Origin of the sequence: Pseudomonas gozinkensis (assembly GCF_014863585.1) — a bacterium.
GTDB lineage: Bacteria > Pseudomonadota > Gammaproteobacteria > Pseudomonadales > Pseudomonadaceae > Aquipseudomonas > Aquipseudomonas gozinkensis.
Genome location: NZ_CP062253.1, coordinates 4,720,609 through 4,735,120, shown reverse-complemented (window position 1 = coordinate 4,735,120; position 14,512 = coordinate 4,720,609). Strand labels below are relative to the sequence as shown.

The window sequence follows — 14,512 nt, the reverse complement described above, 5'->3', positions numbered from 1 at the left end:
GTTATTTCCAGACGACGTTCAGCCAATCATCACCGCCTGTATGACCGAACGCCTTTACGATCACTCCGCAAGCTTCGCAGGGTGGCATGGTGGTTGCGATGTTGACCGAGCGGATGGCCTGTTTATCGGGATATTTCTGGTGGATGACGCTGATCAACTTGCTTTCACTGTCCAGTGAGGTGGGTATTTGGGGCAGTGCGGGATAGGTCTTCGGAATGGCCAGAAGATTTTCATGGCTATCCATCAGAAGGCCACTCGGGGTAGGTGGACCGTTCAAGTCGACATTGAAATAGGTCGTATCGCCTATCTGGACGTGCTCGGCTCCCAGATTGGTTTTGAACAGAGGCAGTTTTCCTGTCGTGTCCTGTGCCCCGGAAACACTGACATAGATCTCCCTGACTCCTTCAGTCTTGATGACTTCTGCATACGCGATGTTTCTGGGGTTGGGACGTCGTTGTGATTTAGGCAACAGGGCATTGAGCTTTTTCATCGTGCGATCGATCCTGAACAGACTTTCTTTGTTCTGTGGGATCGTCGGCTCCAAGAACAATGTGTCAAAAATTTCGGCTGTTCGTTGGCGCAGTGTTTCCGAAGCTTCATGGCTGCGTGACCATGTTGTTGCGCCTTCGGACGATTGGGTGACGATCATTCTCGTCCTTTGATCGAACATCAGAGCTTCGCCAGGGCTGGTATCGAGTTTGATCCATTTCATATTGGCGGCTGGGTTTGGCGGTGTGCCCAAGGGGATGGCGATTCGCTCCATGGTTTTCATTGCACGCTCCACTGCTTCTATACCGTAGATCGCCGCGACGTTGTTGGCGGTCAGTGAGCCTTCATACGTTCGCAACAGCTCGGCACCCTGTGTGCCTTCCATGAGATCGGCTTGAAATAGTCGTTGCAGAGTGAGCGTCTGTAGCTCGCTCAGGTCTTTATCCGCAGGAAACGTCGTCAGGTAATATTTATCGGTATTTACGCGAGTAAAGAGGAGATTGTCGGAGGTAACGAGAGACGGTACGACAATCGCGCCTATGCGGTGCAGTTCATTACTGCCTTGATAGGTTCCCTGGATTTCGATGCGTACATAAATGCCCTTTTGAAATTGCACGTCGGCCAGGATTTCGCCTTTGGGTACCGGCCATTGTTTGGGGAAGCCCAATCGTGTCAAATCGCCTGTCAACCTCTTCAGTTTGCCATTCGACAAATGATAAAGGAGGCCATCGCGCAGGAAATACTCCCCCTCTGCCGAATGCCGCGCTTGTGGTGTGCACAACCGTTCGCCAAACCAGGGGGCATAACCTTTGTCCGGGTCGAATGAGCGAAGCGGCGGGGTATCGGGATGGGGATCGCCAGTAATGAATTCATTAACGCAAATGTCGCGCCCTGGCGCGCGTTTGCTGCGGCAGGGGATACGTTTCATATTCGCGCTTTCATCAATCAGTTCGACACGCCGCAACCAGTCCCCATCCAGTCGATAGGGCACATTGTCGATATAAACGGTGATTCGGCCATCGATTTCCGGCAACTCGCGGATTTTGGCGTGTTCTGCCACTTCGACGACGACGTGCTGATCGGTTCTTTGAATCGGGCGATAGGCAGAGCGGCCCAGCGACAACCGGTAAAGCTTGTCGGCCAGGGGTGGCCCAAAGGGTTTGTCGGTCATCGGATCGAGCATTCGATAATCAAGTAGTGTCGCGCTGTCGACTCTGCGAACCGACAGGTCGTCGACCCCCCTGGTGGTGGCCAGGTTGTCGGAAGCTGAAAGCAGCTTGTAACTGCCTGGATTCGTGACTTGTGGTAATCCTTTTACGAAGTCGAAAGTGCCGATTCTCGCGATCAGCCTGTCGATTTGTCTGGCGGCTTTCCGTAATACCAGGAGGCTCGCGGCGAAGAGTCCGAGCACCAGTGTTTTGGCTAGCGTGGGGACGCCATCCAATGGGTTGAAGTTGCGCAAGGACGAGATCAGCAGTTTTTGGGTCAGGCGGGAAAACTCCGGCAGTACCTGCTTGTAACCCAGGCGAACAGCGGTGGAAGCCAGCCTTGCAGACCCGGAAACGAATTTTCCAAGAGGGAGGGCAAAAGACAGTGTATCGGTGAACATGCCGAAGATAGCGTTAATGCTTTTTCGGGGATCATCGGAATGAAGATCGTCGAGGTTGCCAAAGAAAGGTACCCACTTCCCGATCTTGATAAGAAGGGTATGACGCTTCTCTTCTTTCTTCTCCAGTTCCGTCTGCTGCCGTGCGTTGGCGTAAAGCATGTCTTCCGCTACATAAAAGTGGTCGCGGGTGATGAATGCAGCGATCTCCGAAGCGCGATTGGAAGTGATAGCGGGGGGATAGCCCGATGGGGCTTCAGGAGCAAAGGCCTCGCCCAGTTGTTCGATGATGGCGATGCATGTGGCGTTTTTCTTGGGTGTTCGGCCGCTTTCGTAGGCATCCCAGTCAAATGGCACGGGTTTGCCACGGAGCACCGTCACCCGCACCTTGTTGCGCAATCGCCATTCTTCGGTTGTGAGTCGACCGTTGAGCATCTCCGGGGTGAAGTCGGTGCGCTGGCGAATGATTCCGGCGCGCGGCAGGCATTCATACCAGCAGGTCCGGCCGTTGTAGGTCATTGACAGGATAAAGCCCATTCGCAGCCGAAACGGCATTGTGAGTGAGGGCTTCTCCTGGGAAGCTTCCAGGTCTTTTGTCGACGATCGCAGGGTGTAGATCTTTGTCTCACCGTATTCGATGGCCAGACGATCATCGTGGGGAAGACGGCTGAACAGACTGATCAGCAAATACCGGTAGGCGCTTTTGGTAGTGACGAGATAATCGTTGTATTCGGCCTCGAACAACACATTGACGTCTGGCAGTGTCCTGATGCGGATGCCTTCCGGGATCCACTTGGCAGTCGTTTCAATGCTGCCATCCGAGCGAAGGCTGAAGCGGGCGGTGGTGACTGTTTCTCCATCGTTTCCGGTTATGAGCCAGGCTTTGTCTTTATGTCCCTTCCACATATAAACATCACGAAAGGACACTCTTTTCTGTCGTAAGTCCGGCATGGTTCTGGAGCCGGTATCGGCACCGGTGTATCTGACCAGTTTTCGACCGTCGGTGGTAAACACCTGTTGACCGAACACTTTCCTGATCTCCCGATCTGCGATATCCCAGCGCTTTGGCGGATCGGTATCCAGTTGTTTCAAAGTTGTCTGCAGCATCTCTGTATGCTGGTCGAGGGCCTCCATTACGCGCTTCTTGGTGACCTCGCTGTATTCGGCGTTTCTGTCTTCTTGCGCGAAGCCGTTGGCGACAGCCCAGTCCATCGCGGGAGCCACTCTGCTCCATGCGACAAGACCCAGTTCCTCTTCGGTGGCGTCTGCGGACTCCTCCAGAGGAAAGTCCACCAGTTGCTGGAATGTCATGTGAGGGACACGGTCGGGTTCGATGGCTTCGGCCAGATGGAGTCCATGGACAAAGTTCACCCAGACCACAGAGCTTCTATAAGGCAGGTCGACGGGAATGTCGGATCGGTGGAAATCGATTGGAAACTCGCAGCGGTACAGGCAGGCCAGCAGGACCGCCTCGACCTCTGACGAGGCCCGGTTGCTGCTCAGAAGATGATTTTCGAATCCGCTCCAGATGGACTGGTAGCTTTTCCCGTAGTTGGAGCGTTGATGCCATGGATACCCCGCGATATCTCTCGTTGCATCGGTGTCACGTCGTTCCCACAATCGGATGGCCCTGCTTAGAAGTTTGTTGCGAACGAGCGGTGAATCATCTTGTCCGGTGCCGCTGCCGTACCATCCCAGTTTTGTCAGGAGCGACTTCGCCAGCTGGGTGGCGTCGGCTGATTGAAGGATTTGCTCCAGGTACACCGTGGGGGTCTGGCGAACGCGTGCTGCTGTGATATCGGAGGCGAGATTTTTCGCGAGATGGCCGATCAGCGATTTGACTGACGTCGGCAGGAACTGTCCGATGGCTTCACGGATTTTGCTCTCGGTCAGACGGTCCAGCAGGGTAGAGAGGGGCAAGCGTTCTTTAGGCGGCGATTTCCGATTGGTTACCAGGGCCTGGCGTTCTTCCTGGCTCGGAGTGCAGGCCAGCGACTCGATGTCGATTCCGCGTTCCAGTTGCAGCCCATGGCGGGCGCGTTTTTCTTCCAGGGCGTGCAATGCAGCCTGGTGTTCCTCGCTATCGGCAGGATTCCAGGGGGCGATGCCGTAATAAAGCGCCATCCCGGCGAGGTTGAACTGTCCGTCCGGGCGAAGAGTCAGTTTCAGTTTTCGGGAGATAGACGGTTTTTTTGCATCCAGATCCAGGGGCGAGCCGGGATGTGGCTTGAGGTAGGTACTGGTCAGGGCGCTGGCGGTGGCGGGCATGTTTCGCAGTTTTTCCAGCAACCTGCTGTACTCTTCCAGCAAGGCCTGATGCCGCGCGCGATAAGGGGAACCTGCGTCGGGCGTGGCGCCGGAAGTCGAAGGGGGCAGCATGTTTGATTGTCCTTTTGGTGTGGAGGGATCCGTAAGGTTTCAACCCGTCAGGGGGCTGTTTGCAGTAGATCGCTTCCAAAAGGCTGAAGGGCGGTACATATGTCTTGCCGGGAAACGGTTCAAGCGCCCGTCGCTTGCCTAGATTCACAAGCCAACCTAGTCTCGTGATAGCGATTTCGTCCGGACGACGAACGGACTGTGCTCACGCAAGGAATCCCATGAAGCAAAAGCGGACTCTCGGAACGCCTCGGTTGCTGGGCATCGTCTGGCCATTTATCGCCGTCGTGTTGTTTCAAGCCTTGCTGGGGGGCGTGAGTCTCTACGTCCTGTCGGCCGTTCGCGGCTATGTCGCCGGTGAAAGCCTCTGGTCCAAGGGCCAGAAAGACGCTATTTATTACCTCAATCTTTATGCCGACAGCCGTGACGAGGCGATTTACCTCAAATACCAGAGCGCTATTGCCGTGCCCCAGGGCGGTCATCAGTTGCGTCTCGCGCTGGACAGGCAACCGCCCGACCTGCAATCGGCGCGCGAGGGCATCCTCAAGGGCGGCAACCATCCGGACGATGTCTCCAGCCTGATCTGGCTGTACCTGAACTTCCGTCACTTCAGTTATCTGGAAATCGCCATTGATCGCTGGACGCTGGGTGATGCCTATCTGGTGGAACTCGACGATGTGGCGCGGGAGATGCACAGGACCATTACCGCCAATGCCGCCACAAATGCCGATATCCGGCGGTGGAAGGATCGGATCTTTGCGATCAACGATGGTGTGACGCCCGCCGCCAAGGCCTTCAGCGATGCCTTGGGCGAAGGGTCGCGGGTGATCCTGCGCTTGTTGCTGTTCACCAACCTTGCCACAGCGCTGGGCCTGATCGTTCTGGCATTGCTGCGTACCCGCAAACTGCTCAAGCAGCGGCATGCCTTTGCCGAGGCCCTGCAACTGGAAAAGGACCGGGCCCACATCACGTTGCAGTCGATTGGCGACGGGGTGATCACCACTGACGTGAGCGGGGCCATCGAATATATGAACCCGGCCGCCGAAGCCTTGACCCACTGGAAAGCCGAACAGGCGGCCGGCCTGCCGTTGGCGGCGCTGTTCAACCTGCTGGATGACAACGCCCAGACCGAAGGACTGACCCTGATCGAGCATATTCTCAGCGGCCAGCTCAGCGGTGGCAGCGAGCACTCCAAGCTGATCCAACGGCTCGACGGCAGTACCGTGTCGGTGACGCTGGTCGGGGCGCCGATCCGCAATGCCGGCAAGGTCAGCGGGACGGTGCTGGTGCTGCACGACATGACCCAGGAGCGGCAATACATCGCCAATCTGTCGTGGCAGGCCACTCACGATGCGTTGACCGGCCTGGCCAACCGCCGCGAGTTCGAGTATCGACTTGAACAGGCACTGCACAACCTGACCCGGCAGCCCGGTCGGCATGCGCTGATGTTCCTCGATCTCGATCAATTCAAACTGGTCAACGATACCTGCGGGCATGCGGCGGGTGATGAGTTGCTGCGGCATATCTGTGCGTTGCTGCAATCGGGCTTGCGCGAAGGCGATACGCTGGCGCGGCTGGGTGGCGACGAGTTCGGCATCCTGCTGGAAAACTGCGCGCCGGAGGCGGCCGAGAAGATCGCCGAGAGCCTGCGTCAGACGGTGCAGAACCTGCATTTTGTGTGGAAGGGGCGGCCGTTCCTGACCACCGTCAGTATTGGTCTGGTGCATGTCGCGCAAACCCCGACCACCCTCGAAGCTTCGCTGCGGGCTGCCGACATGGCCTGCTACATGGCCAAGGAAAAGGGCCGAAACCGGGTGCAGGTCTACCATGCCGACGATTCGGAACTGTCCCTGCGTTTCGGTGAGATGGCCTGGGTACAGCGACTGCACATGGCACTGGAGGAAAACCGCTTTTGTCTCTACGCCCAGGAAATCGCGCCATTGGGCTCAGTTGCCGGTGGCACAGGCGGGCACATCGAGATTCTGCTGCGACTGCACGATGAGGCGGGTCGAATGATCCTGCCGGACAGTTTCATACCGGCGGCGGAGCGTTACGGTTTGATGACGTCGCTGGATCGCTGGGTTGTGCAGAATGTATTTAAGGTTATTGCTCAATGTATTAACGATATGTGTCAGGGGCCTCTGGCAATGTGTGCGATTAATCTTTCAGGCATTACTATCGGAGATGACGCGTTCTTGCACTTTCTGCGGGAACAGTTTGATAACTACGGCGTACCGCCTGAAATGATTTGTTTTGAAATTACAGAAACCAGCGCTATTGCAAATCTTGGCAGTGCAATCAGATTTATCAATGAACTCAAGGGCTTGGGTTGTTACTTTTCCCTGGATGACTTTTGTGCCGGAATGTCTTCATTCGCTTATCTGAAACATTTGCCTGTAGACTTCCTGAAGATCGACGGGAGTTTCGTAAAGGATATGCTGGACGACCCGATTAACCGCGCTATGGTCGAAGTGATCAATCACATCGGGCATGTCATGGGTAAGCAGACAATTGCCGAGTTTGTCGAAACAGCTCAGATCGAGCAGGCATTGCTTGAAATTGGCGTGGATTACGCTCAGGGTTATGTTGTGGAGCGTCCGCAGTTGTTTACCTGTGACAGTTTGCAAAGTCGGCCCGCCAGACCACAGCCGCTGTTGTTCAAGGCGCCTGGCACGTTCCGTTGAAGTCTCTTGCCGATCCTTACAATCACAAATCAAAAGGAGCCGAACAGTGATCGACACATTCAACCGAACCGGACCACTCATGGAAGCTGCAAGTTATCCTGCCTGGGCACAACAGTTGATTCAGGATTGCAGCGAGAGCAAACGCCGGGTTGTCGAACATGAACTTTACCTGCGCATGCGTGATAACAAGCTCAGCGCCAAAACCATGCGCCAGTACCTCATTGGGGGCTGGCCGGTCGTTGAGCAGTTCGCGTTGTACATGGCGCAGAACCTGACAAAGACCAAATTCGCCCGTCATCCGGGTGAAGACATGGCGCGGCGCTGGTTGATGCGCAACATCCGCGTCGAACTCAACCATGCCGATTACTGGGTGCACTGGAGTCGGGCTCACGGCGTGAGTCTGGAAGACCTCCAGGCACAGCAAGTGCCGCCGGAGTTGCATGCCCTGAGTCACTGGTGCTGGCACACCAGTTCGGCGGACTCGCTGATCGTGGCCATTGCGGCCACCAATTACGCCATCGAAGGCGCGACCGGGGAATGGTCGGCACAAGTCTGTTCGACGGGTGTGTATGCCGCCGCTTTCCCTGAAGAAGATCGCAAGCGGGCCATGAAGTGGCTGAAGATGCACGCCCAGTACGATGACGCTCATCCCTGGGAGGCGCTGGAAATCATCTGCACCCTGGCCGGAACGAACCCGACCCGGGCATTGCAGGCGGAACTTCGACAGGCCATCTGCAAGAGCTACGACTACATGTACCTGTTCCTGGAGCGTTGCATGCAACTGGAGCTGACGGAGCGGGTGCTGGTCGGGCGTGAGCGACGGGCGTTGGTCGAGAGCTAATCAGGACAAGCGCAATGAAAAATGGGAGCACAAGTGCTCCCATTTTTATCGCCTGTGAAAGCTAACCAGCCATGGTCAGGCGGTTGCGGCCTTCACGCTTGGCCACGTAAAGCGCGCTGTCGGCACGACGCACCAGACTGTCAGCCGATTCACCGGGTAACAGGGTCGAACAACCGAGGCTCACGGTCAGCTCGATCAACTGGTTGTTGGCGTAGTAATCCTGAGCCTGAGCCGCCTGGCGCAGGCGCTCGCCGACCATGGCCGCCGCATCGCGTCCGGTGTTGGACAGCAGGATCAGAAATTCTTCCCCGCCATAGCGAAAGACCATGTCGACATTGCGCAACTGGCCCTTGATCGATGCCGCCACCGCTTTGAGCACGACATCGCCAGCGCTGTGACCGTGGAGGTCGTTGACCTGTTTGAAATGATCGATATCCAGCATCAGCAACGACAGTGGTTGCAGGTGGCGGCGCGACATCTCGATTTCTCGCAGCAGCGTCTGCTCCATCGCAATGCGGTTACCGGCGCCGGTCAGCGGATCACGCAGGGCGCTTTGCGTGGCAGCACGGTAGAGCAGGGCATTACGCATCGGATACAGCAGTGCTGACAGCAGCGATTCGAGATTGCCCAGTTCCTGTTCGCTGAAGCGCTGGTTGCGGCGGAAGATCAGTTCACCCATGTGCTCACCTTCGTGGCTGAGGCTATAGCTGGCTGAGTGATGTCCGCGGGCACCGAATTCAAGGCGCAGGTCGCTGCCATTGTGCGCGTAAGTCAGGGCGTCCAGCGGCACCAGGCGCTGAACTTCGCGGAAAAACAGACCGAGGATGCGTTGTGGTTCAAGGCTGGTTTGCAGTTGCAGGCTCATTTGCTGGCGCAATTGCGCCAGGCTGACAGGTCGCGCCAGGAGGGGAGGCTGCTGACCAAAGCCCAGGCGTTGCAATTTGGCACTGTCGAAGTCAATTGCAGTGGTCTGGGAAGGTGATTTCATATGGCGTGAGCCCCTAAGCAGTAAGTCTGTCTTACAGGCTGGGTGAGAGCGGCTATGGGCTGCGCGTCATACTGATCCATCAGTCCCGTAGGACATTTGGCGTAAGTTTAGTCTGCCCGATGACGATTAGTCAGCTATCGAATCAGGTCCTGCCCGACTGCCTTCACACGGCGTGCTTTGAGGAAATGTAGAGCGAAAGTCGTGCCATTCAGTTCAGGTTTTATTAAAACCTTTGTGAATCAATGAGTTGAGTTAAGGGTGTGGAGCGGGGTGGTGGTTATTTGACTAAAATCCATCTGCACAAAGCGGCAATTGCGTGCCGCGACGGGAATCCGCCGCGGCAACAAATGCGACGTATGGCATTACTGGGCGTTGAAAGCCTGACCATTGATACCGGTGCTGTCCGGGCCCATCAGGTACAGATAGACCGGCATGATCTCTTCCGGCGTCGGGTTGTTCAGCGGGTTCTCCCCCGGGTACGCCTGGGCGCGCATGCTCGTGCGCGTGCCGCCCGGATTGATGCTGTTGGAGCGTACCGGCGCAACGCCGTCGACTTCATCGGCCAGGGTCTGCATCAGGCCTTCAGTAGCAAACTTCGACACGCCATAGGCGCCCCAGTATGCCCGCCCCTTGCGACCGACGCTGCTGGAGGTGAACACCACCGAGGCGTCCTGGGACAGCTTGAGCAACGGCAGCAGGGTGCTGGTGAGCATGAACATCGCGTTGACGTTGACCTGCATGACACGCATGAAGTTTTCACCTGACAACTGCTCGATCGGCGTGCGCGGGCCGATGATCGAGGCGTTGTGCAGCAGGCCGTCGAGGTGGCCGAACTCGGTCTCGATCATCGCTGCCAGCTCATCGTATTGATGGGGCAGGGCGGTTTCGAGGTTGAACGGGATCACAGCCGGTTGCGGATGACCGGCCGCTTCGATCTCGTCATAGACCTGGGTCAGGTTGGCTTCGGTTTTGCCCAGCAGCAGCACGGTTGCACCGTGGGCCGCGTAAGTCTTGGCGGCAGCCGCACCGATGCCGCGACCGGCACCGGTGACCAGAATGACCCGGTCCTTGAGCAATTCGGGGCGAGCGCTGTAATCAAACATAAAAAACCTCATCAAGAGTCAGATCGTTCCCATGCGCAGCAAAGGAATGCAGCCATTGACGCTCCGCGTCAGGTCTCAGCAGCTGCAGAGTGCGTTATCCAGCACCTTGCGCAACTCCAGCGGATGATCGACCACCACGTCCGCCCCCCAATGCCGAGGGTTGTCGTCCGGATGAATGTAGCCGTAGGTCACTGCGGCGGTCTTGGTGCCGGCGTCACGGCCTGATTCGATATCGCGCAGATCATCGCCGATAAACAGCACGGTCGACGGATCCAGATCAAGCATCTTGCAGGCAAGGATCAGCATCTCGGGATCCGGCTTGCTGTTCTTCACGTGATCCGGGCAGATGAGCAGCGCTGAGCGTTCGCTCAGCCCCAGTTGCTGCATGATCGGTTCGGCGAAGCGCAGTGGCTTGTTGGTGACCACGCCCCAGATCAGGTTGGCTTTCTCGATGTCGGCCAGCAATTCGCCCATGCCGTCGAACAGCTTGCTGTGCACGGCGCAGCCCACCAGATAGCGCTCAAGGAACTCCAGACGCAATTCCTCGAAGCCCGGAGATTCGGGGTCCATCGAGAACGTCACTGCGACCATGGCCTTGGCGCCGCCGGAGATTTCATCGCGGATGTGTTTGTCGTTCATCGGCGGCAACCCCCGATCCGCGCGCATCGCCTGGCAGATGGCAATGAAGTCCGGCGCGGTGTCGAGCAGCGTGCCGTCCATGTCGAAAAGGACTGCTCTGATGGCCATCGGCTTACTCCTCGCGCAGGGTCTGGATCATGTAGTTGACGTCAACGTCCGCCGCCAGCTTGTAGTGCTTGGTCAGCGGGTTGTAGGTCAGACCGATGATGTCCTTGACGGTGAGGCCGGCCATGCGGCTCCAGGCGCCCAGCTCGGACGGGCGGATGAATTTCTTGAAGTCGTGGGTGCCGCGCGGCAGCAGCTTCATGATGTATTCGGCGCCGACGATGGCGAACAGGTACGCCTTCGGGTTGCGGTTGATGGTGGAGAAGAACACCTGGCCACCGGGCTTGACCATGCGGAAGCAGGCGCGAATCACCGAGGACGGATCCGGTACGTGCTCAAGCATTTCCAGGCAGGTGACGACGTCGAACTGCTCGGGCATTTCTTCGGCCAGGGCTTCAGCGGTGATCTGGCGGTATTCGACGTTCACGCCGGATTCCAGCTGATGCAGTTGCGCGACCGCCAGTGGCGCTTCGCCCATGTCGATGCCAGTCACGGTCGCGCCGCGCTGGGCCATGGCTTCGCTGAGGATGCCGCCGCCGCAACCGACGTCGAGGACCTTCTTGCCGGCCAGGTTGACGCGCTCGTCAATCCAGTTGACCCGCAGCGGGTTGATGTCGTGCAGCGGTTTGAACTCGCTTTCGCGGTCCCACCAGCGATGGGCCAGGGCTTCGAATTTGGCGATTTCGGCGTGGTCGACGTTGCTCATGATTCAATCCTCTAAAACTTGAAAAAGGCTGTAGCCCCGGAGTTTGCCCCGGGGTGTTTACGATTCGGTGTGGCCGCTGATGCGGCGGCCCCAGGCCCGGGCGGTTTCGCCGAGCTGTTGTTCGTCCAGGCGGGTCAGGCGCCGGTCGTCGAGCAACTGCTTGCCGGCGACCCACAGGTGTTTCACGCAGTCGCGACCGGTGGCGTATATAAGTTGCGAGACCGGGTCATAGACCGGTTGTTGCGCCAGGCCGGACAGGTCGAAGGCGACGATGTCCGCGGCTTTGCCAAGCTCCAGGGAGCCGGTTTCGGCTTCGATCCCCAAGGCGCGCGCGCCGTTCAGCGTGGCCATGCGCAGCGCCCGGTGGGCGTCCAGCGCGGTGGCCGAGCCGGCGACGGCTTTGGCCAGCAGGGCAGCGGTGCGGGTTTCGCCCAGCAGGTCCAGGTCATTGTTGCTCGCCGCGCCATCGGTGCCGACCGCGACGTTGACCCCGGCCTGCCACAGGCGCTCCACCGGGCAGAAGCCACTGGCCAGTTTCAGGTTCGACTCCGGGCAATGGATCACGCTGGTGTTGCTTTCTACCAGCAACGCCAGGTCGTCATCGCTGATCTGGGTCATGTGCACGGCCTGGAAGCGCGGGCCGAGCAGGCCGAGGCGACCGAGTCGGGCCAGCGGGCGTTCGCCGCGCTGTTCGACCGCTTGCTGCACTTCGAAGGCGGTTTCGTGGACGTGCATGTGGATCGACGCGTCCAGCTCTTCGGCGATCACGCGGATTTTTTCCAGGTTCTCGTCGCCCACGGTGTAGGGTGCATGAGGGCCGAACGTGATCTTGATGCGCTCGTGATGCTTCAGGTCGCCGAACAGTTCGACGCCCTGACGAATGGCTTCATCGGCGCTGGCGGCGCCCGGAATCGGGAAGTCGAGAATCGGAATCGCGATCTGTGCGCGTATTCCGCTGTTGTGCACGCGCTCGCTGGCAACCTTCGGGAAGAAGTACATGTCCGAGAAGCAGGTGATGCCACCTTTTATCTGCTCGGCGATCGCCAGGTCGGTGCCGTCACGCACGAAGTCTTCATCGACCCATTTGCCCTCGGCCGGCCAGATGTGGTTTTCCAGCCAGGTCATCAGCGGCAGATCATCGGCCAGGCCACGGAACAGCGTCATCGCGGCGTGGCCGTGGGCGTTGATCAGGCCGGGGCTGAGCAGAACGTCCGGCAATTCGCGGACTTCGGCGGCGTTACACTTCAAGGCTTCGGCGCGCGGGCCGATGAACACGATGCGACCGTCGCGGATGCCCAGGCCATGCTCCTTGAGCACAACGCCTGCGGGTTCGACGGGTACCAGCCAGGTCGGCAGCAATAATAGGTCGAGCGCAATGGCAGGTTTCGGCATCGAGGGTCGGTTCCAGTGCTTTTGTAAAGGATGGCGAAGTATACCCGAGCGTCTTCGCGGGGGGATCGCTATAATCGGCGGCTTTTGTTCATGAGTGCGGGGTGAGGGATGCGCGATCGACTGTTGGCTGCGGAGAAAGTAAAGGCCATCGATTGGCGTGATGGCGCGCTCCACCTGCTGGATCAGCGCGTTTTGCCGTTCGAGGAAAACTGGATCGCCTACACCAGCGCCGCCGGCGTGGCCGAGGCGATTCGCTCGATGGTGGTGCGCGGCGCGCCGGCCATCGGCATCAGTGCTGCCTACGGCATCGTACTGGCGGCCCGTGCCCGGATCGCCGAAGGCGGCGACTGGTACGCGGCGCTGGAAGAGGATTTCATGCTGCTGGCCGATTCCCGGCCGACGGCGGTCAACCTGTTCTGGGCGTTGAACCGCATGCACGACCGTCTGGACCGTTTGAAGGAAAACGCCGATCCGCTGGCGGTGCTGGAGGCCGAAGCCATCGCCATCCATGAAAGCGATCGCGAAGCCAACCTGACCATGGCCCAGCTCGGCGTCGATCTGATCCGCAAGCATCAGGGCAATGCCCAGGCGATTCTGACTCACTGCAACACCGGTGCCCTGGCCACCGGCGGTTTCGGTACGGCGCTCGGGGTGATTCGCGCAGCGTTCATCGAGGGCATGGTCGAGCGCGTCTATGCCGACGAGACCCGACCGTGGCTGCAAGGCTCGCGCCTGACCGCGTGGGAGCTGGCCAACGAAGGCATTCCGGTGACCCTGAACGCGGACTCGGCCGCCGCGCACATCATGAAAACCAAAGGCGTGACCTGGGTGATCGTTGGCGCCGACCGGATTACCGCCAACGGCGACGTGGCAAACAAGATCGGTACCTATCAACTGGCGGTCAACGCCATGCACCACGGCGTGCGTTTCATGGTGGTGGCGCCGAGTTCGACCATCGATATGAATCTGGCCAGCGGTGACGACATTCCGATCGAAGAGCGCGACGGCGCCGAGTTGCTGGAAGTTGGCGGCAAGCGTGTCGGGGCGGATGTCGAGGCGTTCAACCCGGTGTTTGACGTGACTCCGGCAGACCTGATCGATGCGATCGTCACCGAAAAGGGCATCGTCGAGCGCCCGGATACCGCGAAGATGGCGCAGTTGATGTGCCGCAAGCGCCTGCATTGATTGGCTTTGGCGTCTGATCGGACGCCATCGCTGGCAAGCCAGCTCCCACAGGTTTCGTGCTCGCCGACGATCTTGTGGGAGCTGCGGTGCGACGACTCGACTTGCCAGCGATGAGGCCCTAAAAGTCAATAAACATCCCCAAATCAAGCATCAAATCTGCATTCAACTTGGCTCTGAGCCTCTCTCGTCCCCTTTAAGCCTGTCATCGGTCATCTAACTATGCTCCATGCGCATCTGGGGGATAGGTGCGTGGCGGCTCTTGTGATAACATCCGGCGTTTTCCGAGGCAGTCCCACGGGGTTGTCTTCACTGCGCAAATCCAGGGTCAACTTGTCGATTTGTCGTAAGTCGGCGCATGGCACTCGGCCTGCATCGACGAGCTTCGTGCGTCCCCTATG

9 protein-coding genes are annotated in these 14,512 nt (G+C 58.5%); 3 read left to right on the top strand and 6 right to left on the bottom strand.

What is annotated here, in order from left to right; genetic code table 11:
- Position 1: 1 nt before the first annotated feature.
- Positions 2 to 4,474, bottom strand: a complete 4,473-nt coding sequence (locus tag IHQ43_RS20950; protein WP_192561971.1) for a hypothetical protein — start codon at positions 4,472 to 4,474, stop codon at positions 2 to 4.
- A gap of 218 nt (positions 4,475 to 4,692) precedes the next feature.
- Between IHQ43_RS20950 and IHQ43_RS20945 the strand changes: the two genes are divergently transcribed.
- Both IHQ43_RS20945 and IHQ43_RS20940 read left to right on the top strand, forming a co-directional pair.
- Positions 4,693 to 7,155: an EAL domain-containing protein gene (locus tag IHQ43_RS20945; protein ID WP_192561970.1), complete on the top strand. Its 2,463-nt coding sequence runs from the start codon at positions 4,693 to 4,695 to the stop codon at positions 7,153 to 7,155.
- Positions 7,156 to 7,234: 79 nt separating this feature from the next.
- Positions 7,235 to 7,996, top strand: a complete 762-nt coding sequence (locus tag IHQ43_RS20940; protein WP_425220284.1) for an iron-containing redox enzyme family protein — start codon at positions 7,235 to 7,237, stop codon at positions 7,994 to 7,996.
- A gap of 61 nt (positions 7,997 to 8,057) precedes the next feature.
- Here the strand turns inward: IHQ43_RS20940 and IHQ43_RS20935 are convergent, their stop codons facing one another.
- The 5 genes from IHQ43_RS20935 to IHQ43_RS20915 form a co-directional block, all read right to left on the bottom strand.
- Positions 8,058 to 8,984 (bottom strand): GGDEF domain-containing protein, encoded by a 927-nt coding sequence (locus IHQ43_RS20935; RefSeq protein ID WP_192561968.1) that lies wholly within the window; start codon positions 8,982 to 8,984, stop codon positions 8,058 to 8,060.
- A 362-nt stretch (positions 8,985 to 9,346) separates the two neighbouring features.
- Complete coding sequence (locus tag IHQ43_RS20930) at positions 9,347 to 10,087, bottom strand: YciK family oxidoreductase (RefSeq protein ID WP_025113079.1); 741 nt, start codon at positions 10,085 to 10,087, stop codon at positions 9,347 to 9,349.
- 75 nt (positions 10,088 to 10,162) lie between these two features.
- Positions 10,163 to 10,834 carry an N-acetylmuramic acid 6-phosphate phosphatase MupP gene (gene mupP, locus IHQ43_RS20925; RefSeq protein WP_192561967.1) on the bottom strand — a complete coding sequence of 224 codons (672 nt, stop codon included), beginning with the start codon at positions 10,832 to 10,834 and terminating at the stop codon, positions 10,163 to 10,165.
- 4 nt (positions 10,835 to 10,838) lie between these two features.
- Positions 10,839 to 11,537 carry a bifunctional 2-polyprenyl-6-hydroxyphenol methylase/3-demethylubiquinol 3-O-methyltransferase UbiG gene (ubiG, locus tag IHQ43_RS20920; protein WP_007950906.1) on the bottom strand — a complete coding sequence of 233 codons (699 nt, stop codon included), beginning with the start codon at positions 11,535 to 11,537 and terminating at the stop codon, positions 10,839 to 10,841.
- 57 nt (positions 11,538 to 11,594) lie between these two features.
- Complete coding sequence (locus IHQ43_RS20915) at positions 11,595 to 12,929, bottom strand: TRZ/ATZ family hydrolase (protein WP_007950908.1); 1,335 nt, start codon at positions 12,927 to 12,929, stop codon at positions 11,595 to 11,597.
- Between the two features lie 108 nt (positions 12,930 to 13,037).
- Here IHQ43_RS20915 and mtnA point away from each other — a divergent pair, with 108 nt between their 5' ends.
- Positions 13,038 to 14,114, top strand: coding sequence for an S-methyl-5-thioribose-1-phosphate isomerase (gene mtnA, locus IHQ43_RS20910; protein WP_192561966.1), 1,077 nt, complete (start codon positions 13,038 to 13,040; stop codon positions 14,112 to 14,114).
- Positions 14,115 to 14,512: the final 398 nt, after the last annotated feature.